Here is a 23486-nt window from a genome sequence, read left to right as displayed (position 1 = left end):
GACCGACCGAACAAGCCGCGGCACGGCGCACCCCCACACGAGCGAGACAACATGAACCACCCGCCCAGCGCATCCTCCCAGGCCTTTTTGCAGGCGCGTGATCAGCTGCTCGCCCTGCGCGGCGACCCCGCCGCGGCCAGCGCGCAGTTTCGCTGGCCCGCGCTCACGGCATTCAATTGGGCGCTGGACCACTTCGACGTCATGGCGAACGGCAATGACGCCACCGCGCTGTGGATCGTGGACGCCGAGGGCACCGAGGAGCGGTTTTCGTTTGCACAGCTCGCGCAGCGCTCCAACCAGGTGGCCAATTTCCTGCGCGCGCAGGGCGTGCAGCGCGGCGAGCGCGTGCTCATGGTGCTGGGCAATGAAAGCGCGCTGTGGGAGACGATGCTGGCGGCCATCAAGCTCGGCGCGGTGCTGATCCCGGCCACGGCGCTGCTCACGCCCGACGACCTGCGCGACCGCATCGACCGCGGCGACGTGAAACATGTGGTGGTGGGTGCCGTGCAAGTGCCCAAGTTCGCATCGATCACGGGCAGTTTCTCGCGCATCTGCGTGGGTGCGCCGCAGCCGGGCTGGGTGGATTTCGCCGCATCAAGGGACGCGCCGACCGCGTTCGATCCGCAGGGCACGACGCTGGCCACCGATCCCATGCTCCTGTACTTCACCTCGGGCACCACCTCGCAGCCCAAGCTGGTGCTGCACACCCACCAGAGTTACCCGGTGGGCCATCTCTCCACCATGTACTGGCTCGGCCTGAAGGCGGGCGACATGCACCTGAACATCTCTTCACCGGGTTGGGCCAAGCACGCCTGGAGTTGTTTCTATGCACCCTGGAACGCGGGTGCCTGCGTCTTCATCTACAACACGCCGCGCTTCAGTTCGCAGGGCCTGCTGGCCGTGCTGGAGCGCTGCCGCGTCACCAGCCTGTGTGCACCGCCCACGGTGTGGCGCATGCTGATCCAGGAAGATCTGGCCGCCTGGCAAGACCGGCTGGCGCTGCGCGAGGTGATTGGCGCGGGCGAGCCGCTGAACCCGGAAATCATCGAACAGATCCGCAAGGCCTGGGGCCTCACGCTGCGTGATGGCTACGGTCAGACCGAGACCACCGCACAGGTGGGCAACGCGCCGGGCCTGCCCCTCAAACCCGGCTCCATGGGCCTGCCGCTGCCGGGTTACAAGATCCGCTTGCTCGACGCCGACGGGCACGAAGCCGATGAGGGCGAGGTCTGCATCGACCTGAGCGAGCGCCCGCTGGGGCTGATGGTGGGTTACCTGGACAGCCCGGAGAAAAACGCCGAGGTCATGCGCGATGGCCACTACCACACGGGTGACACCGCCGCGCGTGATGCCGACGGCTACCTCACCTTCGTGGGTCGCGCCGACGACGTGTTCAAGGCCTCGGGCTACCGCATCAGTCCGTTCGAGCTGGAGAGCGCGCTCATCGAGCACGAAGCGGTGGTGGAGGTGGCGGTGGTGCCGTGCCCGGACCCGGTGCGCACGGCCGTGCCCAAGGCCTACCTGATCCTCGCACCCGGCGCCGTGCCGGGACCCGAGCTGGCCGAAGCGATCTTTGCGTTTGCGCGCCAGCAGCTCGCGCCCTACAAGCGCGTGCGCCGCATCGAGTTCGTGGATGAGTTGCCCAAGACCATCTCGGGCAAGATCCGGCGCGTGCAGCTGCGCGCACAGGAGGTGGAGCGGCAGGCGAGCGGCGCGCGCGGCGCTGGCGAACATCTGGAAAGCGATTTTCCGAATCTGCGCCAGGACGATTGAGGCACGTTCCCCCCAGTGTGCAGAGCGGGCCCGCGAGCCCACTATTCAAAGGCGGTGCGCAGGATCAGAATTTCGGCCCCCCATGTTGAAAAGGAGGTCGACCATGAAACGAAAAATCCATGCCTTGGGCCTGGCCGTGGCGGCCAGTCTGGCGGCGTGCGGTGGCGGTGAGCTGCTGGCTGTGCTGCAGATCGTCACGCCACTGGGCGGCGCCTGGAGCAACGCTGGTTTCACCACCACCATCCAGTTCACCTCGCCGTCGCCGTTGGTTCAGGTCTTTGCGAACAAGCTCGACATCACGGCCACCGTCAATTCCACCGACGGGGTCTGCGGAGACACGCTGAACAACGGCGTGGATCTGGTGGGCACCGTGGAGAACGGCGCTGTGGCGCTGCGCCCGGTGGCACCTGCGAACGCGACCAACTGCATCCAGGGCAGCTTCTCCGACCTGCGCAAGCTCGACACCGTGGCCCTGGGCGCGCAGCCCGCGCGCAGCTACACCAACAGCCGGGTCGACGTGCAGATGCAGGCCGGCCTGTGGATCAGCGAAAGCGGCACGCTCACCCTGAAATTCAACGAGCCGTCCTCGGTGGACAACTTCACCGGTGCCAACACCGAACCCGTGACCGGTTGTGACGTGACCGTTCCCGCCGCCAAGGTCAACTTCGAAGGTGAGATGCGCGGCTTTGTCGTGGCCTCCCTGAGCCGCCCCCTGATTCCGGAGCTGGTGAACCCGCTGAACCCCGCGCAGAAGTTTTTCACCCAGGTCGAGTTCGTCGACGGTGCCACCTTGCGCCTGCTCAACGCCGGGGGCGTGCTCGTGACGCTCAAGCGGCAGCCCAACCCGGGCAACGTGAGCTGCTGAGTCAGGGCAGGGCTGGCAGAAAGTGCGAGCGGCGCAGCACCACCGGCGCCTGCGATCCGGCCTGCACCTCGATTTCGTCGCGCTCCTGCGCACGCGCCCACAGCGCGCGCAGCGCGCCGCTCGGTGGGCCGTTCACCCAGTGGTGCACCACGTCGCCTTCGCGCAGGCCGGCCAGCGCGGCTGGACTCCCAGGCAGAACGGTCTCGATCACCACCGCCTCGCCCCGTTGGGCCAGCGACAGCCCGAAGCCTCCCGGCACCGCCAGGCGGCGGGGCTCGACGCAGGCGCGTCGCCGGTCCAGGTCGATCCACCAGCGCGTGCCGTCGAGCAGCGCGGTGCCGGCCAGTCCCTGAACGTCGGGTGCCAGCGCGCGGTGCAGCGCGGGTGCGCTCAGCCGCACCACCGGTACCTGGGTGAGCTGCAAGGCACCCACGCTCACGCTGGCCGCCAATGCCAGGCCGGGCGCCGCGGCGCGGGCCGGCGTGGCTTCGATGCGCACCACCGCCGCCGGGTTGCCGGTGTCCAGCATCAGGGATTCGGCGGCGGCGTCGTTCACGCGAACCGAGATCACCGGCAGGCCGCGGTAGACGCCGAGATCGAATGCCTGCAAGCCTTCGGGGCACAGGGGGGTGTCGGTGGCGCTGGACGCCAGGGCCAGTGTCCAGTCCCTCAGGTCCAGATCCAGCGTGTGGCCCCGGAGCAGCGGCAGGCCCAGAATGCCCTCGATGCCCTCGCCCGCGGGACCCAGCACACCGCCGAGGTCGTCGATGCGCACGGCGTTCTGGCCCGCCTGGCGCCAGGCGCCGATGTGCAGCGCGGGCAAGCTCACTTCGGTACCGTTCACCGCGCCCAGCGCCGTCTCGACCCGCACGCTGGCACCAGTGGCCAGTCCATGGCGCTCGGCAAAGTGGCGCGAGACGATGTGGCGGGTGCTGCCGGTGTCGATGATCCAGCGCCCCGGCCGGCCCTCCACCTGCACCACCACCTCGATCCACCCGCCCACATCGCCCAGACTCAGGCGCTGCAGGGGCACGCGCTCGGCGCGGGCCTGCGCCCCGGCCAGCAGCAACGCGCCCGCCAGCAGCCAGGGTGCGCCGCGCTGCAGCCAGCCATTCATGGCCGCAACGTGTCCACGTAGTCGGCGGTTCGCTCCACCAGCTCGGCCATCACCGGCTCCAGCGCCGTCACGCGTGTTTCCCGCCGGGCATCGGCGGTGGCCAACGCGCTCGCGTCCCGGTTCAGCACGGTGTCGAAAGCGTTGATCGACTCGATCACGTCGTTGAGCGCGAAGGCCGCACCGTGGTAGACCTCGTTGCGGATGAAGGTCATGAGTCGGGCGAATCCCTTTTGCGCCGCCCCGCCGAAGCGCCAGCGGATCTCGGCGTCCAGGCCCACCAGGCGCGGAATGAACGCCTCGGTGAACACGTTGTAGGCATCCTTCACCTGCACCAGGTGCGCCACCGCGTCATCTTTCACCAGCGTGGCCAGCGGCCAGGCCAGTGCTGCCTTCACCGCGTACAGGCGCGTCTGGAATTCCACCAGGTCGCGCTCCAGCGTGTCGACGAAGCGGCGGTTGCTGTCGCCCTTGGGCTCCATGCGGTCGAGCCAGTCGCTGGCCCAGTGAAACAGCGTCTGTGCGATGGCCGCACGGGCTTTGTCGGTGCCGCTGTCGCTGCGGTCGCTGGCGTCGATGAAGAGCCGCTGCGCAAACTGCTGAAACGGCGGCGCACTGGCCGCCAGATCGATGCCCGCTTCGATGACGACGGGCAGCACGAACACGCGGTCCTTCTGCGCCTCTCGCGCCATGGCCCAGTTCACCTCCTGCGCCACCCAGGCCTTGGCCAGCGAAATGCGGCTGATCAGCACGATGAAAACATGGCTGTCTTCAATGGCCGCGATGATGGTGGGGTCCAGCTTCTCGCCGCCGAGCAACTCCCGCACATCGACCCAGGCGTCGATGAAGTCGGGCAGTTCGGCCAGCGACAGTGCCAGCGGCTTGTCCTCCCAGGCGTGGCTGATGAAAACGCGCATCGTCGTGCTCCATCCGGTCGTGGCGCCACTGTCGGCGCACCACCGGAGCATGTCAACCCATGGCCGGCGCCGCTTGTCCCGATGAGCGGTTGACTGGGTGGACCAAGTGCTCTCCGGTAGGGTACGGGGGTGGGTAGCATCAAGAGAGCTGAATCCCGCAATGCCCCCTGGAAGCCCCCACCCATGAAGAACCGCCCCACTGCCGTCTCTGGAATGTCCCGCCGCGCGTTCAGCGGGCTCGTCGCCGGCGCAGCAGTTCTCGGCGTGCCCAGCTTGCGCGCGCAGTCGGGCAACCGCATCGTGCTGGGCCAGTCGGCCGCGTTCACGGGCGCCGCCGCGCAACTTGGCATCCAGTTTCATGCGGGTGCCAAGCTGTTCTTCGATCAGCTCAATGGCCAGGGTGGGGTGAATCAGCAGCGCGTGGAGATCTTGCAGCTGGACGACGGCTACGAGCCGGACCGCTGCGTCGACAACACCAACAAGCTCATCTCGGCCGACGTGTTCGCGCTGTTCGGCTACATCGGCACGCCCACCAGCGTGGCCGCGTTGCCGCTGGCCTTCAAGGCCGACGTGCCGTTCTTCGCGCCGTTCACCGGTGCCATGGGCCTGCGCCAGCCGTTCAACCGGCTCGCGTTTCACTTGCGCGCCTCGTACAACGACGAGACCGAGCTCATCGTGCGCCAGCTCACCAACCTGGGCCTGAAGAAGATCGCGGTGTTCCACCAGAACGATGCCTACGGCAAGGCCGGCCTCGACGGCACGGTGCTGGCGCTGAAATCACGCAACCTGGAACCGGTGGCCACAGCCACGGTGGAGCGCAATTCGGTCGAGGTGGCGAAGGCGGTGGAGACGATCAACGCGGCCAAGCCCGACGCGGTGGTGCAGATCAGTGCCTACAAGTCGTGCGCGGCATACATCCGAGCGGCCAAGGCGGCCGGATACGGTGGCACGTTCTACAACGTCTCGTTCGTGGGCACACAGGCGCTGGCCGACGAACTGGGCAAGGACGGCGCGGGCGTGGTGGTGTCACAGGTGATGCCCACGCCCTACGCGGCTTCCAAACCGATCTCGCGCGAGTTCCAGGAAGCGATTGCCAAAGGTGGCAACAAGGTGCAGGCCAACTTCTCCAGCATGGAAGGCTTCCTGGCCGCCAAGCTCTTCGCCGAAGGACTGCGCCGCGCGGGCTCGCGCATCACGCGCGATGGCCTCATCAGCGGGCTGGAGTCGATCGGCACCACCTCCTTCGGGGGCTATTCGGTGTCGCTGAGCCCCACCAACCACGTGGCCTCGCGTTACGCGGAGCTGTCCATGCTCACGGGCGACGGACGCGTGCGGACCTGAGGGTCCGGCTGCGCCCGGATCAGCCCTGCTGGCAGAGGGCGTTCGGGTGCTCCCAGCCCGAGCCGTTGCGCGGCCACTCAACGAGCACGCCTTCATCGGTCTGGGCCACGACGCGGCCGTCGGTGCGGTCCAGGCTGCCCTGGTGCAGGCGGTTGACGCGAACGCCGACCTGGAAACGGGGCGTCTGGAAAAAGGTCTGAAAAAACTTCAACATGGCAACTATCCTGGGGTTAACCCTTATTTTAGGTGTTTGAGGCGTGAAGCGTCTGTTTCATCAGAATTGCTAATGAAGCATCAGGGGTGACTCCCCAAGCCCGGGTCGCTCGATCGGTTTCCGTTCTCGCGGCTGCCAAGTGAGCGCCGACAGGCCTGAGCGCACCGCCGGGACTTGACAAAAAGTCGCACCATCGCGTCGGCTTTTGGCCGATACTGAAATTCAGAACCGCAACCGCAGACCCTGCGTGGTTGGCCGGCGCGGTCGCTGATCGCCCTCCCTGTGTCCCCTCCCGAACGAGACGCCATGGACAACACGTCAGCTTCGCCCCAACTCTCCACCAGCGCCCGCGCCCTGTACGACCGGGTGCCCTGCGGACTCGTCTCCATCGACGCAGAGCTGCGCGTGGTCCACATCAACCACACGCTGATCGATTGGCTGGGCCTGGATGCCCGCGGCTTCAAGGACGGCCGACCCACGCAGGCCACGGACTTCCTGAGCCTCGTGGGCCTGACCGACGCGCACTCCCGCGCCTTGCTCGGTTCGTACCTGGCCATGCTCGCGCGCGGGGGCTTGGGTGCGCCGCTGGAGCTGGACATCCCCGGTCCCGACGACAAGGTGTTCAGGGCCGAGGTCGGCATCGACCCGGTGCTGGATGCCGATGGGCACTTTCTGTGCGCCAGCGCCGTGGTGCTGGATGCCACCGCGCGCAGCCAGGCCGAACACCACGTGGCCCAGCTCAGGCGCGACCTGGAGCAGCGCGTGACCCGGCGCACCAACCAGTTGGTGGCGGCGAACAAGGACATCGACGTGTTCTCGCACAGCGTCTCGCACGATCTGCGGGCGCCGCTGCGCCACATTTCCAGCTTCGTGGCGCTGGCGCAGGAGCGCCTGGGCCCCGGCGGTGACAGCCAGCTGTTGCAGTACCAGGCCTCGATCGCCAAGGCGAGCAAACGCATGGGTTTGATGATCGAGGGCTTGCTGGAGTACGCGCGCATGGGGCGCGTGTCGTTGGCTCGCCAGCAAGTGCCGTTGAGTCCGCTGGTGCACGGTGTGGTGAGGCACCTGCAGGCCGAACATCCAGCGCGTTCGATCGAGTGGGTGATCGACGACGATCTGCCCCAGGTGCGTGGTGACGCGATCCTCCTGGCCGAGGTGCTGCGCAACCTGCTGGAGAACGCGGTGAACTTCACGCGCACCCGCGCTGCGGCCCGCATCGAGGTGGGCCAGTGGACCGACAGCACCGGTGAGCGGGTGGTGTTCGTGCGGGACAACGGCGTGGGTTTTGACCTGGAGCACGCGCCCAACCTGTTTGCCCTGTTCCAGCGGCAACACCATTCGATGGACTACGAGGGCATCGGCACCGGTCTGGCTCTCACGCAGCGCATCGTCGAGCGCCACGGCGGGCGCATCTGGTGCGAGGCGGCGTCCAGCGCTGGCTGCACCTTTGCCATCAGCCTGCCGGCGCAGGTGATCGATCCGGAGAGCGAGTTCGGCCGCCTGCCGGCCTGAACAGGCAGCGCGGCCTTGGTTCAGAAGCGCCGCGTGAGTTCCACCCCGGCCGAAAGCGAACGGCCCTGACCAGGCTCGAAGAAGCGGCTGTTGCCGTCGTTGACGATCACCGAGCCCACGTGCTTCCTGTCGGTGAGGTTGTCGATGCGCACGAACTCGCGCCACGTCCACGCGCCGGTGGTCTGCTCGAAGCGCGCGCCGATGCCCAGCAAGGTGTGCTTTTCCGCCAGCGCGGTGGTGCGGGTGTTGGCGTCGTTGGCAAACACGCTCCCGGTGTGCCGGGCCTCCAGCGTGAAGACGCCGCCGATGCCCGAGACCAGGGCCGGGGCCCACGCCAGCTGCGCGAAGAGCTGGTGTTCGGGCAGACCCGGCATGCGGTTGCCGGCGGGAATGCTGGCGGTGCCGCTGCCGTAGCGCGCGCGCAGGTAGGTGTAGGCACTGCTCAGCGTGACGCTGCCCATGCCGTACTCGGCCGAGAGTTCCAGGCCCTGGCGTTTCGTGCTGCCGCCGTTGGCGAAGGTCGCGCGCCCATCGATCGTGCCGGCGGAGACGATCTCGTCGCGGGTGCGGATGTCGAACAGCGTGGCGTTCCACAGGCCTGCCGCGTTGCGTCCGCGCAGGCCGATCTCGGCACTGGTGCTGCGTGACGCATTGAGGGCGGTGTTGAGGCCGGCGCCGCCATCGCTGCGGTACGCGGCCTCGTTGAGGGTGGGCGTTTCCAGGCCCCGTCCCACGGAGGCGAAGGCTTGCAACCGGGGCGCGAGCTGCCAGCGCACCCCGACCACCGGCAGGTAGCCGTCGAACTTCACGCGGCCGCTCTGGTCACCGTTGGACAGGAAGGTGTCGGAGGACACGTACCGCGCGTTGACCCGGCGCAGCCCACCTTCGAGTGTCCAGTCTTCTTTCTGCCAGGACGCGCGTACGTAGGGGTCGAGCGTGGTGGCGCGGTTGGTTTCGTCCCGGCGCAGCGCCCCGAGCACGCCCAGGGCGGTCGGTGTCGCGGCCGGCCCGGTGAAGTTCTGATAGCCGCGACGCAGGTCGGTCTGCCGATCGCCCGCCAGGCCGGCGCTCAGGTCCAGTTGGCCGCCGTTCCACTCGCGCTGCAGACGCCAGCGCGCGTTGAAACCCCAGTAGTCGCGGTCGAGGTCGATCACACCACCCGAGTTGCCGGGGCTGGTGACGGGGTTCTGGTTGCCCGGCGGGATCGACTGGAACTGGATCACCCGGCGCTGGCCGGCGTAGCTCATGAGTTCGACCTTGTGCCCGTTGCCCAGCGCCTGGTCCCAGGCCAGACCGGCCTGCGTTTGCGAGACCGACTTGCGTGTGTTGAACAGGATGGGTTGTGGTGCGGTTTGTTCGGGGTTGGCATCGAACTGCGCGCGGCTCAAGCCTTGCGGATCGAGTGCGAACGCGCTCTGCCGGTTGAAGACCAGGGTGGTGCGCCCGCCGTCGTGGGCGCGCGAGAGTCGGGCGTTGGCGGTGCTGCGGTGCGCGGCCGACTGCGGACGTGCACCGTCGGTGGCGAACTTGCCCACGTCCAGCGTGTACGACCAGCCCGGTGCGTCAGTCGTGCCGGTCTGGCCGGTGGCCTGGGTCGAAAAGCGCCACAGGCCGTTGGCGCCAGCGGCCACACCCGCGCGAATCTCGCCCGGGCGGCCACCGTCTTCGGTGTACAGCAGGATCGCCCCGCCACTGGAGGCGCCATAAAGCGCCGAGAACGGCCCACGCACAACCTCGATGCGCTCGGCGCTGCCCAGCGGGAAGTTGGCCGCCTGGCCCGAACCGTCGGGCGCGCTCGCTGGAATGCCGTCAACAAACAGGCGCACGCCGCGCACACCAAAGGTGCTGCGCGCGCCATAACCGCGGATGGAGACCTGCAGATCCTGCGCATAGTTCTCGCGGTTGCGGATGACCAGGCCCGGCACGCGCGCCAGACCCTCGGACAGGTTGATCTGCAACTGGCCGTCGCGCAGTTCGCGGCCATCGACCACGTCCACCGTGGCGCTGCCGCGCCAGCGCCGGTCGGCCGAGCTGCTGCCGGTGATGACAACGGGCGCGAGGGCGCCACCATCGGCTTCGGGCGGCTGGGGGGTGGTCTGGGCGTGTAGCCAGGCGGGCAGCACGGCCAGGGGAAAGAGAACCAGGGAGCGCACTTGCATGGTGGGGATGGGGCTTGGATGTCAGGGAACTTGAACGCTGATCTGCAGCGACGAATACCAGGCCGCGAGATCCTCGATCTCGGTGTCGGTCAGGGGTTTGGCGATCACGCCCATCACCTCATGGGGGCGCTTGCCGCTGCGGTAGTTCTTGAGCTGCTCCACCAGGTAGATGGTGGGTTGCCCCGCCAGGTGGGGAGCGTTGGGCACCATGGACATGCCGTTGGGACCGTGGCAGACCGCGCACGCCGCGTTGGCCTTGGTGCGGCCCACCACGGGATCGGCTGCGTGGGCAGCGCCGACGCTCAGGGCTGCGGCCAGGAGGATGGGGATTCGCATGGAGAGGAGATCCGTTCAAACATGAAGGGGCGCCCGATCAGTTCGGTGAATAGGTGACGCGGTAGATCGCGCCGACGTAGTCGTCCGAGATCAGCAGCGAGCCATCCTTCATCGGCGCCACGTCCACCGGGCGGCCCTTGTACACGCCGTTGCCGTCCAGCCAGCCCTCGGCGAACACCTCGGCCTTGCCGGCGGTGCCGTTGGCGTTGAGTGGTATGAAGTTGATCAGCGCGCCGGTGGCCTGGCTGCGGTTCCACGAGCCGTGCGAGGCCACGAAGATGCCGCCCTGGTACCTGGCCGGGAACTGCTTGCCGTTGTAGAAGGTCATGCCCAACTGGGCCTGGTGGGCGGGGAACTCCACCTGCGGAAAGACCGCGTTGGCCGGTTCCTTCATGTCCTTCAGGTCGGGCGCCGCAGGGGAGCCGGCCACCTTGTACTTGCCGTTCCAGTAGGGGTAGCCGAAGTGTTCACCGACCTTGGTGGCGCGGTTGAGTTCACCCGGCGGCACGTCGTCACCCAGGCCGTCGGTCTGGTTGTCGGTCCACCATACCGACTTGTCCTTGGGGTTGATGTCCATGCCGACCGAGTTGCGCATGCCGCGCGAAAACACCTCGCGCTTGGAACCGTCGAACGCGTTCATGCGCACCACACCGCCGATGCCCAGCTTGTCGTACAGCTCGACCTTGCCCGCGGGCGGCACGTTGTGCGGCTGGCCCAGGGTGATGTAGAGCGTGCCGTCATCGGCCACGCGGCAGGTGCGAGCGCCGTGGTTGAACGACTCCTCCTCCACCGGGATCAGGCCGCCCTGGGGCACCACCTCGATCACGGCCACGTCCGGGCCTTCGTAGAAGAACTCGGCGGCGGGGAAGTTGAGCACGCGGTTGTGTTCGACCACGATGAGGAAACCGTCCTTGGTCCAGCACACGCCGTTGGGCACCTTGAAGTTGAGCGACGGCGCGAAGGGTTTCACCTCGTCGGCCGCGCCGTCACCGTTGCGGTCGGTCACGGCCCAGACGCGTGTCTTGCGCGTGCCCACGAAGAGCATGTTGGTGGAGGGTGCCACCGCCATGTGACGCGCGTCGGGCACCACGGCGTAGAGGTCGATCTTGAAGCCAGGTGGCAACTTCACGGCCTTGAGGTTGGCGCGGATCGCGTCGGCGTTCTTGCCCTCCTGCGGAACCGGCGGAATGTTCAGGTCGACGCCTGACACCTTCATCTGCTTGAGTGTGGCCAGGTTGTCCTTGCCAGCCTGGGCCAGTGCGCCCGTGGCCAAGCCGCAGGCCATCAGCGCCAGCAGCAGCTTTTTGCTTGTCATGTTTGTCTCCTCTGTGTGATTCAAGTCTCGAAAACCACTTTTCGAGAAAATCATTCTGGAGGGAAACCGGGGCCGCGTGCAAGCCACATGCCTGGTGTGGGATTGGCTGTTGCGCCGCTCAAAACGCCTGGTGGCCGTGATAGGAGCGGGTGCACGACCCCCTCAGGGCAGGCGGCCCTGGTCGGGCACCACCGCCGTCACCTCGATCTCCACCTTGGCCCGCGCTTCGACCAGCGCGCTGACCTCCACGCAGGTCATGGCGGGGAAGTGTTTGCCCATCACCTCACGGTAGGCCGCACCGAGTTCGCGCAGGCGGGCGTTGTACTCCACCCGGTCGGTGATGTACCAGGTCATGCGCACCATGTGCTGCGGTTCCGCGTCGGCGCAGGCCAGCACGTCGCGGATGTTGAGCAACGCCTGGCGGGTTTGCGCGATGAAGTCGTCGCTCTCGAAGGTCTGGGCGGCGTTCCAGCCGATCTGGCCGCCGACGAAGACGTGGGTGCCGCGCGCGGCGATGCCGTTGGCGTAGCCCTTGGGAGTGGCCCAGCCGGGCGGTTGCAGGTGTTTCATCTCGGTTGTCTCAGTGTTGCGAGGGGGCTTGCTGGCGCAGCGCAAAACGCTGCAGCTTGCCGGTTTCGGTGCGCGGAAGTTGGGGGACAAAGACCACCTCGCGCGGGTATTTGTACGGGGCCAGGCTGTGCTTCACGTGGTCCTGCAGTGCCTTGACCTGCGCGGCGTCGGCAGGGTGCCCCGGCTTGAGCACCACGAAGGCCTGCACGATCTGGCCGCGGTCGTCATCGGGCTTGCCCACCACACCGCACTCGGCCACGGCCGGGTGCTCCAGCAGGGCGGCTTCCACCTCGGGGCCGGCCACGTTGTAGCCGGCGGTGATGATCATGTCGTCGGTGCGCGCCTGGTAGAAGAAGTAGCCGTCGGCATCCATGCGGAAGGCATCGCCAGGATGGTTCCAGCCGTCCTTGACGTAGTTCGTCTGGCGCGCATCGTCCAGGTAGCGGCAACCGGTGGGGCCGATCACCGCGAGCTTGCCCACCTGGCCGGTCGGCAGCGGTTGGCCTTCGTCGTCGACCACGCGTGCCTCGTAGCCCGGCACGACCTGGCCGATGGCGCCGCGGCGCACCGACTCGGGCGGCGAGGAGATGAAGATATGGAACATCTCGGTGGCGCCGATGCCATCAAGCATCTCCAGCCCGGTGGCTTGCTTCCAGAGCTGGCGCGTGGCGTCCGGCAGGCCTTCGCCCGCGCTCACGCTGATGCGCAGCCTGCCGATGCCGTGCACTTTGGCGAACGCGGCCATCTGGCGGTAGAAGGTTGGCGCGGTGTAGCAGATGGTGGCGCCCACGCGGGCGATCAGCTGCACCATGGCCTCGGGCGTGTAGGGGATGGAGGGGAAGTACACCGAGGCGCCGGCCCACATGGGAAACACCAGCAGGCCGCCCAGGCCGAAGGTGAATGCCAGCGGCGGCGAGCCCACGACGATGTCGTCGGGTGTGGCGCGCAGCACGTGGCGCGGCCAGGTCTCGCAGGCGGCGAGCACGTCGCGGTGGGTGTGCACCGCGGCCTTGGGCGTGCCGGTGGTGCCCGAGGTGAAGGCGAGCAGCGCGATGTCGGTGGCGGCCGTGGGGCAGGGCGCGCTGTGCACGCACTGGCGAGCCGCCATGGCTTCGAGCGAATGCGGCACCTCCGCGTCACCGGTGTTGAACACCAGCATCGTCATGCCGGCGGTGGTGGGATCGGTCGCCAGCGCCGCTTTGAGTTCGTCCTGCAGTTTCACGTCGCACAGCGCCAGCACGGGCTGTGCCTTGGCGATGATGGCGCCGAGCTCCTTGGCGCGCAGCAGCGGCATGGTGGCCACCGCGACCAGCCCGGCCTGCACCGTGGCGAGCCAGGCCAGCGCCATGGCCACCGAGTTGCCGCCGCGCAGCAGCACGCGGTTGCCGGGCACCAGGCCCAGCTCCACCGTCAGGGCGTTGGCGATGCGGTTCACCTCGGTCTGCGCCTGCGCGTAGCTCAGCGTGCGCTCGTCGCTGCGAAACAGCGGGCGATCGGCATGGCCGGCGGCGGTGGCGCGCTCGAACAGCGCCTGCACGGCGTTGACCTGCGCGGGCAGTTGCAGCTCGGGCCGGTCGAAGCGCAGCTCGGGCCACTGCTCGGGCGGGGGCAGGTGGTCGTGCACGAAGTGATCGACCTGGGCGGAAGGGATGGAGATCTTCATCATTCGCTCCCGGTGGAATTTCCGGCGTGAGGGGCCTTGGACCAGAATGCCGCGGAACCGGCTTTGCCGGGCCGCAGGCATTGCCCCCTTGAGGGGGTCGCGCGGAGCGCGGCGGGGGTGTTCATTTCAATGCCGCTTTTCCAAGGATCAACAGTTGCACCTCGCTCGCACCTTCATAGATGCGCAGCGATCGGATGTCGCGGTACAGGCTCTCCACCTTCTGGCCCACCTGCACACCGCGCCCGCCGAACATCTGCAGCGCCATGTCGATCACACGCTGCGCGTTCTCGGTGGCGGTGAGTTTGGCGGTGGCCGCGGCCGTGGTGTAGGCCGGTGTGCCCGCGCCCTGGGTGGCGCTGCAGTCGCGCTGCCAGGCTGCGCGGTAGGTGAGCAGTGCGGCGGCGTCGATCAGCGCGCTCATCTCGCCCAGGCGGGCCTGCGTGAGCTGGAAGTCGGCCAGCGTCTGGCCAAACATCTTGCGGTGCTTCGCTTGCGCCACAGCTTCGGCGAACGCACGGCGCGCCATGCCGAGCGCGGCGGCGGCCACCGAGGCGCGGAAGATGTCCAGCGTCTGCATGGCGAGCTTGAAGCCACCGTGCAGCGGGCCGACCATCGCGTCGTTGCCGATGGTGCAGCCGTTGAACTGCAGCGTGGCCAGCGGGTGCGGCGCCATCACGTGGAGGTGTTCGCTGCTGTCCAGGCCGGGTTGTTGTGCATCGACGATGAAGGCGCTGATGCCGCGCGCGCCGGCCTGCGGATCGGTCTTGGCGAACACGACATAGAAGTCGGCCAGGTCGCCGTTGCTGATCCAGGTCTTGGTTCCGTTCAATGTCCAGCCGCTGGCGGTCTGCACGGCCTGCGTGGCCATGGCGGCCACGTCGGAGCCGGCCTCGGGCTCGCTCAGCGCGAAGGCCGCTATCTTCTGGCCACTGGCCACCGCGTTCAGGTACTTCGCTTGTTGCGCGGGCGTGCCGGCGAGCGTGATGGCCCCGCTGCCCAGACCCTGCATCGCAAACGCGAAGTCGGCCAAGGGCGAATGGAAAGCCAGCGTCTCGCGCAGGATCACCAGCGAGCGCGAATCGAGCGCGGGCAATGCGCCGCCGTGCGCGGCCGGCACGCAGTAGCGCAGCCAGCCGTCGCGCCCCAGGCGCGCGACCCAGTCCTGGCAGGCAGCGCGGTCGTCGCTCTCGTTCACGTCTTGCAGCGCGGCCCAGTCGGCCAGGCGCGGCGCCATCTCGCGGTGGTGTGCGTCGAAGAAGGGCAGTTCCCACTGCGATTGCGGTGGGTGCATGCCGTGAGGGTGTTCGAAGGCGACCATGTCAATCTCCCTCAAACACGGGCCGCTGCTTCGCAGCGAAGGCTTCGTAGGCGCGTTTGAAATCCTGCGTCTGCATGCAGATGGCCTGCGCCTGCGCCTCGGCCTCGATCGCCTGGTCCAGCGTCATGGCCCACTCCTGGTGCAGCATGGTCTTGGTCATGCCGTGCGCGAAGGTGGGTCCCTGTGCGAGTTGCGCGGCGAGCTTGTGCGCGGCGGGCAGCAGCGCGGCGCTCTCGTGCAGCGCGTTGAAGAAACCCCAGGCGTGGCCTTCGGCGGCCGTCATAGCGCGGCCGGTGAACAGCAGTTCGCTTGCGCGGCCCTGGCCGATCATGCGTGGCAACAGCGCGCAGGCGCCCATGTCGGCACCGGCCAGACCCACACGCGTGAAGAGGAAGGCCACCGTGGCCGCTGGCGTGCCCAGGCGCAGGTCCGAGGCCAAAGCCATCATGGCGCCAGCCCCGGCACACACGCCGTCGAGTGCGGCCACGATGGGCTGTGGGCAGGCACGCATGGCGCTCACCAACGCACCGGTCATGCGGGTGAAGGCCAGCAACTCGGGCATGGTCATCTTCGTGAGCGGACCGATGATCTCGTGCACATCGCCGCCCGAGCAGAAGTTGTCGCCCGCGCCAGTGAGCACCACGGCTTTGATGTCGGTGCTTTTCTGCAGGGCCAGGAACCAGTCGCGCAGTTCGGCATACGACTCGAAGGTCAGCGGGTTCTTGCGCTCGGGCCGGTTGAGTGTGACGGTGGCCACGCCCTCGTTCACGCTGAGCGCGAAGTGGCTGGGGCGTGCATCGGCCATGGTGGTGTACTGGCCGCGCATGGGGTTGTGGTCAGGGATGGGGTGTTTCATTCGTCGATGCGTTGGTTGATGTCGAGTTGGTGGGCCTTCACCTTGCCCAGCAGCTTGTGCAGGCTCTCCAGATCGCGCGGGCTCAGGCCTTCGAAGGCGTCCACGATCCACTCCTCGTGCCGGCGTGCCATCTCGGCGAAGGTGGCGCGGCCGAGGTCGGTGAGCGCCACGCGAAACGCGCGGCGATCGCCGTCCACACCCAGCCGCTCCACCAGGCCTTCGTTGACCAGCTGGTCGGTGATGCCGGTGACATTGCCGCCGGTGACCATGAGTCGGTGCGAGAGCTCTTTCATCTTCAAACCCTCGGGGTGGCGCTCCAGCTGGGCCATGAGGTCAAAGCGCGGCAGCGTCGTGTCGAACTGCTCGCGCAGGCCGGCGCGCACGCGCTTTTCGATCAGTTGTGAGCAGGTGAGCAGACGCAGCCACAAACGCAACTCGTGCGCGTGTTCGCTGTGGGCTCGCGCTTCCAGATCCAAGGGCGAATCGTTCATGGGGTGTTGTCTTTCAAGGCTTGCTGACGCGCGGTTTCGCGGTACAGCTGGTCGCGGCCGCTGTCGTATTGGCGTGGCCATTGCAGGGCGCGGGTCTGCAGCTTCGCGGCCTCGTGCAAGGTCCAGGCCGGGTCGGCCAGGTGGGGACGGGCCACGGCGCAGAGGTCGGCGCGGCCGGCCGCGATGATGCTGTTGGCGTGGTCGGCTTCGCTGATCGCGCCCACCGCCATGGTCAGGATGTCGGCCTCGTTGCGCACGCGGTCGGCAAACGGTGTCTGGTACATGCGGCCGTAGATGGGCTTGGCCGCACGCGTGGTCTGACCCGAGGACACGTCGATCACGTCGCAGCCGGCGGCCTTGAACAGCCGCGCGATTTCGACCGCGTCGTCCGGCGTGTTGCCGCCGGGCGCCCAGTCGTGCGCGGAAATGCGCACGCTCATGGGCCGGTCCTGTGGCCACACGGCGCGCATGGCGGCGAACACCTCCAGCGGGTAGCGGCAGCGGTTGGCCAGTGAGCCGCCGTACTCGTCGGTGCGCAGGTTGGTCAGCGGGCAGATGAAGGCCGAGAGTAGGTAGCCGTGCGCGCAGTGCAGCTCGAGCCAGTCGAAGCCGGCGGCGGCGGCGCGTTGGGTGGACTCGACGAAGGCCGCGGTGAGCGCGTCCATGTCGTCACGGGTCATGGCGCGCGGTGTCTGGTTCTGCGGGCCGTAGGGCACGGCGCTGGCCGAGATCACAGGCCAGTTGCCGGACTCCAGCGGTTCGTCGATGCGCTCCCAGCCCAGCTGCGTTGAGCCCTTGGGGCCGCTGTGGCCGAGCTGGATGCCGATGTGCGCATGGCTGCCATGCGTGAAGTGCACGATGCGCTCGAAGGCGGCTTGCTGCACGTCGTTCCACAAACCGGGGCAACCGGGTGTGATGCGACCTTCGGGCGTGGGGCTGGTCATCTCCACCATCACCAGCGCCGCACCGCCGAGTGCGCGCGCACCCAGATGCACCAGGTGGTAGTCGCCCACCGCGCCGTCCACCGCGCTGTACTGCGCCATGGGCGAGACGACGATGCGGTTCTTCAGGGTGAGGCCGCGCACGGTGAGCGGCAGCAGCATGGGCGGTGTCGGATGATTTTTCACCGGCGTGTCGGGCTTCGCCTGCGCTTCGAGCCAGGCTTCGTAGCCCTCAAGCCAGGCCGGGTCGCGCAGGCGCAAATTCTCATGGCTGATGCGCTGGCTGCGTGTGAGCAGCGAGTAAGCGAACTGCTCCACCTCCATGCCGGTGTAGCGGTCCACGTTCTCGAACCATTCGGTGGAGTTGCGCGCGGCGTTCTGGATCTTCAGCACTTCCACACTGCGGCGTGCTTCGTAGCCCTGCAGCACCTCGGCCATGTCGGCATTCGCGTGTCGTGTGAATTCGTTGGCGAGATCGATGGCGTCTTCCAGTGCGAGCTTGGTGCCACTGCCGATGGAGAAATGCGCGGTGTGGGCGGCGTCGCCCATGAGCACGATAGGTATCTGGCGTCCAGACACCTCAGTCTTGTGCACCCAAGTCTTGCAGATCACGCGTGGGAAGCGGATCCAGTTGGCCGAGCCACGCAGATGCTGCGCGTTGCTGATGAGGGCGTGCCCTTCCAGCCGGTCGGCGAAGAGACGCTCGCAGAACGCCACACCTTCGGCCTGCTCCATCTGGTCGATACCGTGCGCCTTCCACACCGCCTCGGGAGTCTCGACGATGAAGGTCGAGGTTTCGCCGTCGAATTTGTAGGCATGCGCCTGAAACCAGCCGTGCTCGGTCTGCACGAAATCGAAGGTGAAGGCGTCGAAGGTCTTCTTGGTGCCGAGCCAGACGAAGCGGCATTCCCGCGTGTCGATGTCGGGCTGGAAGGTCTCGGCGTAGCGGGTGCGGATGCGGCTGTTGAGGCCGTCGCTGGCAATCACCAGATCGGCGTTGTACTGGGCGGCCAGCGCCTGGTCGTCGGTCACGTCGGTCTCGAACACCAGGTCGACACCCAATGCCAGGCAACGGTCTTGCAGGATATTGAGCAGCTTCTTGCGCCCGATGCCGCAGAACCCATGACCTCCCGAACGCACGCGGCCGCCCTTGTAGAAGACCTCGATGTCGTCCCAGTGGTTGAACGCTTCGCCAATGAGCGTGGCCGATTCCGGATCGGCCGCGCGCAGATTGCCGAGCGTCTGATCCGACAGCACCACGCCCCAGCCGAAGGTGTCGAACGGCCGGTTGCGTTCGACCACCGTCACGGTGAGCGATGGATCACGCCGCTTCATCAGCAAGGCGAAATACAGGCCGGCCGGGCCGCCGCCGATGCACAGGATCCGTTGAAGAGGCGAGTCTGAAGTGTTCATGCCTAATTAGTTTAGACTTGAATTATTCAGCTTCAATCGGGTTTACCCGAATCTGGCTTGTACCCGTGCCCCTATGGAGTACTTTGGTGCAACAATGAACCGCCAAGGAGGCCTCTATGTCCGTGTACCGATTCAAATCCCGCGAAACCGGCGACCTGGTGATGCTGAAGCAGCACGGCAAGCGCTTGTTGGAAATTCTCGGCAAAGACCCCTCGGGGCCAGGGGTCGTGATGCATCAGCAGATGCCGGCCGCCATCCAGGCCATCCGCGATGCCATCGTGCTTGAAGAGGCTGAGCAGAAGAAGCTTCGCGAAGAAGCCGCTGCGCGCGGAGACGTACCGCCGGAGTTCGATCAGGTCAGCCTGCGCATGCGCAGCGCGCCATTCATCGAGATGATGCAGCGTTGCGAGAAGGCTGCGGTCGATATCGTCTGGGGGGTCTGAAGGCCCCCACGCTCCCCCGCTGCGCGAGGTCCGCTGCCCCCCGAGGGGGCTGATCCGCCTTGGGGCGGCCCGGCGGCGGATCGGATCTCTCCGGCTGCCTTGGTTGGCGCTGGAAGCGGGAACGCGCTCCGCAGCGCAATGCCCGAACCCAGAGATGCCACGGAACCGGCTCCGCCGGGACGTAGGCATCGCCCCCTTTCAGGGGGGCGCGCGCAGCGCGGGGGGGGTCAATCAACTCTGGCGCCGGAGGCCTTCACCACCGGCGCCCACTTCGCGATCTCGGCTTCGATCAGCTTGCCGAACTCTGCAGGGGTGTTGCCGCTGGGGATCGCGCCTTGCGCCACGAGCCGCTCTTTCACCGCGGGCAGGCCCAGCGCCTTGGCGGTTTCCTGTTGCAGGCGGTTCACCACCTCGGGCGGTGTGCCGGCGGGTGCCAGCAGGCCGAACCAGGAGCTGGCTTCAAAGCCCGGCAGTGCGCCGGCTTCGGCCACGGTGGGTGTGTCGGGCAGCGCGCTGGAACGCACCGCGCTGGTCACGGCAAAGGCCTTCAAGCCGCCCGACTGGATGTGCGGCATGGCGGAGGGCAGGTTGTCGAACATCACGTCCATGGCGCCACCGAGCATGTCGGTCATGGCTGGACCCGATCCGCGGTAGGGGATGTGCGTCATGAAGATGCCGGTGCGCGACTTGAACAGCTCGCCCGCCAGGTGGATCGAGGTGCCGTTGCCGCTGGACGCCATGTTGAGCCGGCCGGGGTGGGACTTGGCGTACTTCACGAAGTCGGCCACGCTGTTGATGCCCAGTTCCTGTGCGCGCCTGGTGTTCATCACCATCACGTTGGGCACGCCGGCCACCAGCGTGATGGGGGCGAAGTCTTTCTGCGGGTCGTAGGGCAGTTTCGAGTAGAGCGATTTGTTGATGCCGTGCGTGCCCACCGTGCCCATGAGCAGGGTGTAGCCATCGTTCGGTGCTTTGGCCACCAGGTCGGCGCCGATGTTGCCCCCAGCACCCGCGCGGTTTTCCACCACCACCGGTTGGCCGAGCGCCTTGGTGAGTTCGGGCGCCAGCGTGCGCGCGAGGATGTCGGTGGTGCCGCCCGGTGCAAAGGGCACCACGATGCGGATTGGCTTGCTCGGCCAGGCCGTCTGGGCGGCCACCAGGCCAGGAAGGGTGGTGGCGGCAACGGCCAATGCGACGAGGGTGCGACGGGAAAGGTTCATGGTTGTCTCCGGCTCAGGTTGTCTGTTTGCGGTTGCAGGCGCTCCTGGGTGCGGATGCCCAAAGCTTGCGCCGCGGCGTTGGCGTGGCTGACCACGCCATGGGCCAATGTACTGGTTGCCTGCCCGATGCGCGCGCTTGTGTGCGACACCGTGCAGGCTGCGAGATCGTGCGATTGCAGCAGTTCGAGGCCGGCGATGCCGGCGGCGTCCAGTCCCACGCCCGCGTCGTTGAAGACCGAGAGCAGCGGCCGGACCGCCAGCGCGTAGCGCGCCGAACTCAAGCCCCCGTGCGAACCGCTCAAAGCAATGCAGCCCGCATCAGCGGGCTGCAGTTCGGTGATGGAGTCCACCACTCTGATCGAGATCATGTGGTCACGATGCCTGGTCGGCGCGCCAGTCTCCACCCAGAGACACCAAGGGTCCGGCTCCGCCGGCCCAAGGTGTCGCCCCCTTGAGGGGGTGGCGCGAAGCGCCGCAGGGGTGCTTCCCTGTCAGTCGGCGAACTGGCCGGCAGCGTCAATGGCGGTCTTGAGCTTGGTGATCTCGTTGGCCACGAAAGCCTTGTGGCCTGCGGGGGTGACGCGGCTGTCGGTCACGACGATGGCGCCGAGGTCTTCCTGGCTCTTGATGAACTCGGGGTCCTTCAGGGCCACCTGCAGTGCGTCGTTGAGCTTCTTGGTCACATCGGCCGGCGTGCCCTTGGGCGCGTACAGGCCGTGCCAGATGGTCAGGTTGAAGCCCTTGAGACCCATTTCCTGCAGCGACGGGTAGTCCTTGAGCAGTTTGTGGCCGTCCAGTCGCTTGGCGGTCGTCACGGCGAAGGCCTTCACGCGGCCGGCTTCGATCTGCGCGGTGGTGTTGGTGGTCTGGTCGCACATCACGTCCACCTGGCCGCCGATCAGGTCGTTCATGGCCGGGCCCGTACCGCGGTAGGCGATGGTGGTCATGGACTTGTCGAGTTTCACAGCCGATTGCCACATCAGGCCGCAGATGTGGGAGGCTGAACCCAGACCGGCGTGGGCCAGGTTGAGCTTGCCGCCGTTGGCGCGGATGTAGGACTCGAAGTCGCGGTAGGTGTTGGCGTTGAGCTTGTTGGTGCCCAGCAGGGTCATGGGCACGTCGTTGATCAAGCCCAGGTACTCGAAGTCTTCGAGTGGCTTGAACTGCTGTTTGCGGTACAGGCTGGTGGTGGCGGCCATGCCGATGTGCCAGACCAGCAGGGTGTAGCCGTCGGGGTTGGCACGGGCCACCTTGGTGCCGGCGATGGTGCCGCCAGCACCGGCGGCGTTTTCAACCACGATGTTGGCGCCGCCCAGGGGCTTGCGCATGGCTTCGGCCAGACGGCGAGCCACCAGATCGGTGGGGCCACCGGCGGCGAAAGGCACCACGAACGTGATGGGTTTCGCGGGGAAGGCCTGCGCAAAAGCGCCGGCTGAAACGGTGGCCGCCAAAGCGACAGCAAGCAGTTTTTTCATGGAGATCTCCATCTGAGTTTAGGGAACGCTCAAATGGTATCCCCCATGTGACGGCGGGAAATCGCGGAAATTACTTAGCTGGCCGCCTGGGAAAACCCTCTGCTGCGCTGCAGCCAAGGCCACCGCGCGACTGATGGGCCTTGGGCATCACTGGTAGCTGCGCGCGTCCTCGATCACCTTGCCGTCGTTGGGCAGGCTGCCGGGTGGCACAAGCTGCACATCGCCCCGCAGTTTGGTGACATCGCGCACCGCGACCGCGATCAGCTCGCGCAGTGTGTCGTCGGCCTCGATGGCCTCGACCTTCAGGCACATCTGGTCGTTGGCCATCTCTCCGCTGATCACCAGGCGCGCCTTGTTGACCTGCGGAAAACGCCGGGCAATGTCGGCCACCTGGGAGGCGTGCACGAACATGCCCCGCACCTTGGTGGTCTGGTCGGCCCGGCCCATCCAGCCCTTGATGCGCTTGGCCGTGCGGCCCGTGGGGCAATGGCCGGGCAGGATGGCCGAGAGATCGCCCGTGCCGAACCGGATCAGCGGGTAAGCCGCGTTGAGCGTGGTCACCACGAGTTCACCCACCTCGCCATCGGGCACGGGATCGCCCGTGCCCGGGCGCACGATCTCCACGATCACATGCTCGTTGATCAGCAAGCCCTCACGCGCCTCGGTCTCGTAGGCCACGACGCCGAGGTCGGCGGTGGCGTAGGTCTGGAAGACCGCGATGCCGTTCTCGGTGAACCAGTCCCGCAGGCTGGGCGGACAGGCTTCACCGCCCACCGATGCCTTTTTCAGGCTGCTGATGTCGCTGCTCGCCTCCCTGGCCTTCTCCACCAGGATTCGAAGAAAACTCGGCGTGCCGGTGTAGGCGGCGGGTTTGAGGTCGGCGATGGCCTGCAACTGCTGCTCGGTCTGACCGGTGCCGGCCGGAAACACGGTGCAGCCCACCGCATGCGCGCCCGACTCCAGGATGAACGCGCCGGGTGTCATGTGGTAACTGAAGGCGTTGTGCACCAGGTCGCCCATGCGAAAGCCTGCGGCAAACAATGCGCGCCCCGCACGCCAGTAGTCGCGCACCGTGCCCTCGGGTTCGTAGATCGGACCGGGGGAGGCGAACACGCGCGGCATGTGCTTGCCCCGCACCAGCGCGGAGAAGCCGCCAAAGGGATCGGTGGCGCGTTGCGTCTTCTGCCGTTCAAACAATTCGCTCTTGCGCGTGACTGGCAGGCGCGCGAGTGCGGCGCGGCTGTTCACGCTCATGGGCTCCACGCCGTGCAGGATGTCCGCGAATGCGGCGCTGTGGTGCTGGGCATGCGCCACCTGCGCCACCAGGTCCACCATCAACTCGGCCTCGCGCTGCTCGGTCGAGCGGGTTTCGAGGGCGTCAAAGAAGTCGGTCTGTGCCATGGCTGCCAAGTATGAATGAGGGTAGGTTCAACCGGGAACGAGTCAAGCCAGCCAGCGCTTCCTGCGCTTGTAGCTTTTCACGTCCTTGAAGTTCTTGCGCTCGCCACCGCCCATGCCCAGGTAGAACTCTTTCACGTCCTCGTTGTTGC

21 protein-coding genes and 1 pseudogene are annotated in these 23486 nt (G+C 67.1%); 5 read left to right on the top strand and 17 right to left on the bottom strand.

All coding sequences use genetic code 11. The features are described 5' to 3' along the window. Positions 1–51 precede the first annotated feature (51 nt). Positions 52–1773: an AMP-binding protein gene (locus ASE11_RS08335; RefSeq protein WP_056269149.1), complete on the top strand. Its 1722-nt coding sequence runs from the start codon at positions 52–54 to the stop codon at positions 1771–1773. 103 nt (positions 1774–1876) lie between these two features. Beyond that, a complete protein-coding gene (locus ASE11_RS08330) occupies positions 1877–2638 on the top strand; it encodes a hypothetical protein (RefSeq protein ID WP_056269147.1) in 762 nt (253 codons plus the stop codon). A 1-nt stretch (position 2639) separates the two neighbouring features. On the opposite strand, the gene ASE11_RS08325 is transcribed toward ASE11_RS08330, so the two are convergent. Then, the gene (locus tag ASE11_RS08325; protein WP_056269145.1) at positions 2640–3755 is read right to left on the bottom strand and encodes a retropepsin-like aspartic protease; all 1116 of its coding nucleotides are present in this window, start codon (positions 3753–3755) and stop codon (positions 2640–2642) included. Then, positions 3752–4669 (bottom strand): toll/interleukin-1 receptor domain-containing protein, encoded by a 918-nt coding sequence (locus ASE11_RS08320; RefSeq protein WP_056269144.1) that lies wholly within the window; start codon positions 4667–4669, stop codon positions 3752–3754. Before ASE11_RS08320 ends, ASE11_RS08325 begins: the two co-directional genes overlap by 4 nt. Before the next feature lie 183 nt (positions 4670–4852). Between ASE11_RS08320 and ASE11_RS08315 the strand changes: the two genes are divergently transcribed. Then, entirely contained in the window at positions 4853–6010 is a 1158-nt protein-coding gene (locus tag ASE11_RS08315; RefSeq protein WP_056269142.1) for an ABC transporter substrate-binding protein, read from the top strand. Positions 6011–6029: 19 nt separating this feature from the next. Here the strand turns inward: ASE11_RS08315 and ASE11_RS08310 are convergent, their stop codons facing one another. Then, complete coding sequence (locus tag ASE11_RS08310; RefSeq protein WP_056269140.1) at positions 6030–6224, bottom strand: hypothetical protein; 195 nt, start codon at positions 6222–6224, stop codon at positions 6030–6032. A gap of 306 nt (positions 6225–6530) precedes the next feature. Here ASE11_RS08310 and ASE11_RS08305 point away from each other — a divergent pair, with 306 nt between their 5' ends. Then, positions 6531–7736: a sensor histidine kinase gene (locus ASE11_RS08305; protein WP_056269138.1), complete on the top strand. Its 1206-nt coding sequence runs from the start codon at positions 6531–6533 to the stop codon at positions 7734–7736. Between the two features lie 20 nt (positions 7737–7756). Here the strand turns inward: ASE11_RS08305 and ASE11_RS08300 are convergent, their stop codons facing one another. The 9 genes from ASE11_RS08300 to ASE11_RS08260 form a co-directional block, all read right to left on the bottom strand. After that, positions 7757–9895 (bottom strand): TonB-dependent receptor family protein, encoded by a 2139-nt coding sequence (locus ASE11_RS08300; RefSeq protein ID WP_056269136.1) that lies wholly within the window; start codon positions 9893–9895, stop codon positions 7757–7759. Positions 9896–9916: 21 nt separating this feature from the next. Further along, entirely contained in the window at positions 9917–10231 is a 315-nt protein-coding gene (locus ASE11_RS08295; protein ID WP_056269134.1) for a c-type cytochrome, read from the bottom strand. A gap of 37 nt (positions 10232–10268) precedes the next feature. Then, entirely contained in the window at positions 10269–11546 is a 1278-nt protein-coding gene (locus ASE11_RS08290) for a PQQ-dependent sugar dehydrogenase (protein ID WP_056269132.1), read from the bottom strand. 162 nt (positions 11547–11708) lie between these two features. Continuing rightward, a complete protein-coding gene (locus ASE11_RS08285; RefSeq protein WP_056269130.1) occupies positions 11709–12116 on the bottom strand; it encodes a RidA family protein in 408 nt (135 codons plus the stop codon). 10 nt (positions 12117–12126) lie between these two features. Beyond that, complete coding sequence (locus ASE11_RS08280) at positions 12127–13779, bottom strand: AMP-binding protein (protein WP_056269197.1); 1653 nt, start codon at positions 13777–13779, stop codon at positions 12127–12129. Between the two features lie 121 nt (positions 13780–13900). After that, a complete protein-coding gene (locus ASE11_RS08275) occupies positions 13901–15097 on the bottom strand; it encodes an acyl-CoA dehydrogenase family protein (protein ID WP_156406274.1) in 1197 nt (398 codons plus the stop codon). A 1-nt stretch (position 15098) separates the two neighbouring features. Continuing rightward, on the bottom strand, positions 15099–15953 hold the full coding sequence (locus ASE11_RS08270) for an enoyl-CoA hydratase family protein (RefSeq protein WP_056269128.1): 855 nt from the start codon (positions 15951–15953) through the stop codon (positions 15099–15101). Continuing rightward, positions 15950–16429, bottom strand: coding sequence for a MarR family winged helix-turn-helix transcriptional regulator (locus ASE11_RS08265; RefSeq protein WP_056269192.1), 480 nt, complete (start codon positions 16427–16429; stop codon positions 15950–15952). The genes ASE11_RS08270 and ASE11_RS08265 overlap by 4 nt, the downstream gene beginning before the upstream one ends. An 11-nt stretch (positions 16430–16440) precedes the next feature. Next, on the bottom strand, positions 16441–18798 hold the full coding sequence (locus ASE11_RS08260) for a bifunctional salicylyl-CoA 5-hydroxylase/oxidoreductase (RefSeq protein ID WP_056269126.1): 2358 nt from the start codon (positions 18796–18798) through the stop codon (positions 16441–16443). A 116-nt stretch (positions 18799–18914) separates the two neighbouring features. Between ASE11_RS08260 and ASE11_RS08255 the strand changes: the two genes are divergently transcribed. Further along, the gene (locus tag ASE11_RS08255; RefSeq protein WP_056269125.1) at positions 18915–19241 is read left to right on the top strand and encodes a DUF1840 domain-containing protein; all 327 of its coding nucleotides are present in this window, start codon (positions 18915–18917) and stop codon (positions 19239–19241) included. Between the two features lie 227 nt (positions 19242–19468). Here ASE11_RS08255 and ASE11_RS08250 read toward each other — a convergent pair whose 3' ends face one another. The 5 genes and pseudogenes from ASE11_RS08250 to ASE11_RS25765 all read right to left on the bottom strand — a co-directional run. Beyond that, positions 19469–20461: a Bug family tripartite tricarboxylate transporter substrate binding protein gene (locus tag ASE11_RS08250; protein WP_056269123.1), complete on the bottom strand. Its 993-nt coding sequence runs from the start codon at positions 20459–20461 to the stop codon at positions 19469–19471. Continuing rightward, positions 20458–20829, bottom strand: a complete 372-nt coding sequence (locus tag ASE11_RS08245; RefSeq protein WP_056269121.1) for a hypothetical protein — start codon at positions 20827–20829, stop codon at positions 20458–20460. Before ASE11_RS08245 ends, ASE11_RS08250 begins: the two co-directional genes overlap by 4 nt. Positions 20830–20952: 123 nt before the next feature. Then, complete coding sequence (locus ASE11_RS08240) at positions 20953–21936, bottom strand: tripartite tricarboxylate transporter substrate-binding protein (RefSeq protein WP_056269190.1); 984 nt, start codon at positions 21934–21936, stop codon at positions 20953–20955. A gap of 147 nt (positions 21937–22083) precedes the next feature. Then, positions 22084–23337 carry a phenylacetate--CoA ligase family protein gene (locus ASE11_RS08235; RefSeq protein WP_056269120.1) on the bottom strand — a complete coding sequence of 418 codons (1254 nt, stop codon included), beginning with the start codon at positions 23335–23337 and terminating at the stop codon, positions 22084–22086. Positions 23338–23379: 42 nt separating this feature from the next. Then, positions 23380–23486 (bottom strand): annotated as a pseudogene (locus ASE11_RS25765) (ABC transporter ATP-binding protein); the annotation flags it as partial.

Origin of the sequence: Hydrogenophaga sp. Root209, from assembly GCF_001428625.1 — a bacterium.
Lineage (GTDB): Bacteria > Pseudomonadota > Gammaproteobacteria > Burkholderiales > Burkholderiaceae_C > Hydrogenophaga.
Note: the sequence above shows the minus strand (reverse complement) of the source record. Positions and strands in the feature narration are given on the sequence as shown.

Excerpts from the sequence above, each read along its gene's own strand:
- ASE11_RS08260 (WP_056269126.1), bottom strand. The coding sequence starts at position 18,798 with ATGAACACTTCAGACTCGCCTCTTCAACGGATCCTGTGCATCGGCGGC.
- ASE11_RS08325 (WP_056269145.1), bottom strand. The coding sequence starts at position 3,755 with ATGAATGGCTGGCTGCAGCGCGGCGCACCCTGGCTGCTGGCGGGCGCG.
- ASE11_RS08315 (WP_056269142.1), top strand. The coding sequence starts at position 4,853 with ATGAAGAACCGCCCCACTGCCGTCTCTGGAATGTCCCGCCGCGCGTTC.
- ASE11_RS08290 (WP_056269132.1), bottom strand. The coding sequence starts at position 11,546 with ATGACAAGCAAAAAGCTGCTGCTGGCGCTGATGGCCTGCGGCTTGGCC.
- ASE11_RS08250 (WP_056269123.1), bottom strand. The coding sequence starts at position 20,461 with ATGAACCTTTCCCGTCGCACCCTCGTCGCATTGGCCGTTGCCGCCACC.
- ASE11_RS08300 (WP_056269136.1), bottom strand. The coding sequence starts at position 9,895 with ATGCAAGTGCGCTCCCTGGTTCTCTTTCCCCTGGCCGTGCTGCCCGCC.
- ASE11_RS08280 (WP_056269197.1), bottom strand. The coding sequence starts at position 13,779 with ATGAAGATCTCCATCCCTTCCGCCCAGGTCGATCACTTCGTGCACGAC.
- ASE11_RS08245 (WP_056269121.1), bottom strand. The coding sequence starts at position 20,829 with ATGATCTCGATCAGAGTGGTGGACTCCATCACCGAACTGCAGCCCGCT.
- ASE11_RS08235 (WP_056269120.1), bottom strand. The coding sequence starts at position 23,337 with ATGGCACAGACCGACTTCTTTGACGCCCTCGAAACCCGCTCGACCGAG.
- ASE11_RS08330 (WP_056269147.1), top strand. The coding sequence starts at position 1,877 with ATGAAACGAAAAATCCATGCCTTGGGCCTGGCCGTGGCGGCCAGTCTG.
- ASE11_RS08270 (WP_056269128.1), bottom strand. The coding sequence starts at position 15,953 with ATGAAACACCCCATCCCTGACCACAACCCCATGCGCGGCCAGTACACC.
- ASE11_RS08275 (WP_156406274.1), bottom strand. The coding sequence starts at position 15,097 with ATGGTCGCCTTCGAACACCCTCACGGCATGCACCCACCGCAATCGCAG.
- ASE11_RS08285 (WP_056269130.1), bottom strand. The coding sequence starts at position 12,116 with ATGAAACACCTGCAACCGCCCGGCTGGGCCACTCCCAAGGGCTACGCC.
- ASE11_RS08295 (WP_056269134.1), bottom strand. The coding sequence starts at position 10,231 with ATGCGAATCCCCATCCTCCTGGCCGCAGCCCTGAGCGTCGGCGCTGCC.
- ASE11_RS08255 (WP_056269125.1), top strand. The coding sequence starts at position 18,915 with ATGTCCGTGTACCGATTCAAATCCCGCGAAACCGGCGACCTGGTGATG.
- ASE11_RS08305 (WP_056269138.1), top strand. The coding sequence starts at position 6,531 with ATGGACAACACGTCAGCTTCGCCCCAACTCTCCACCAGCGCCCGCGCC.
- ASE11_RS08310 (WP_056269140.1), bottom strand. The coding sequence starts at position 6,224 with ATGTTGAAGTTTTTTCAGACCTTTTTCCAGACGCCCCGTTTCCAGGTC.
- ASE11_RS08320 (WP_056269144.1), bottom strand. The coding sequence starts at position 4,669 with ATGCGCGTTTTCATCAGCCACGCCTGGGAGGACAAGCCGCTGGCACTG.
- ASE11_RS08335 (WP_056269149.1), top strand. The coding sequence starts at position 52 with ATGAACCACCCGCCCAGCGCATCCTCCCAGGCCTTTTTGCAGGCGCGT.
- ASE11_RS08240 (WP_056269190.1), bottom strand. The coding sequence starts at position 21,936 with ATGAAAAAACTGCTTGCTGTCGCTTTGGCGGCCACCGTTTCAGCCGGC.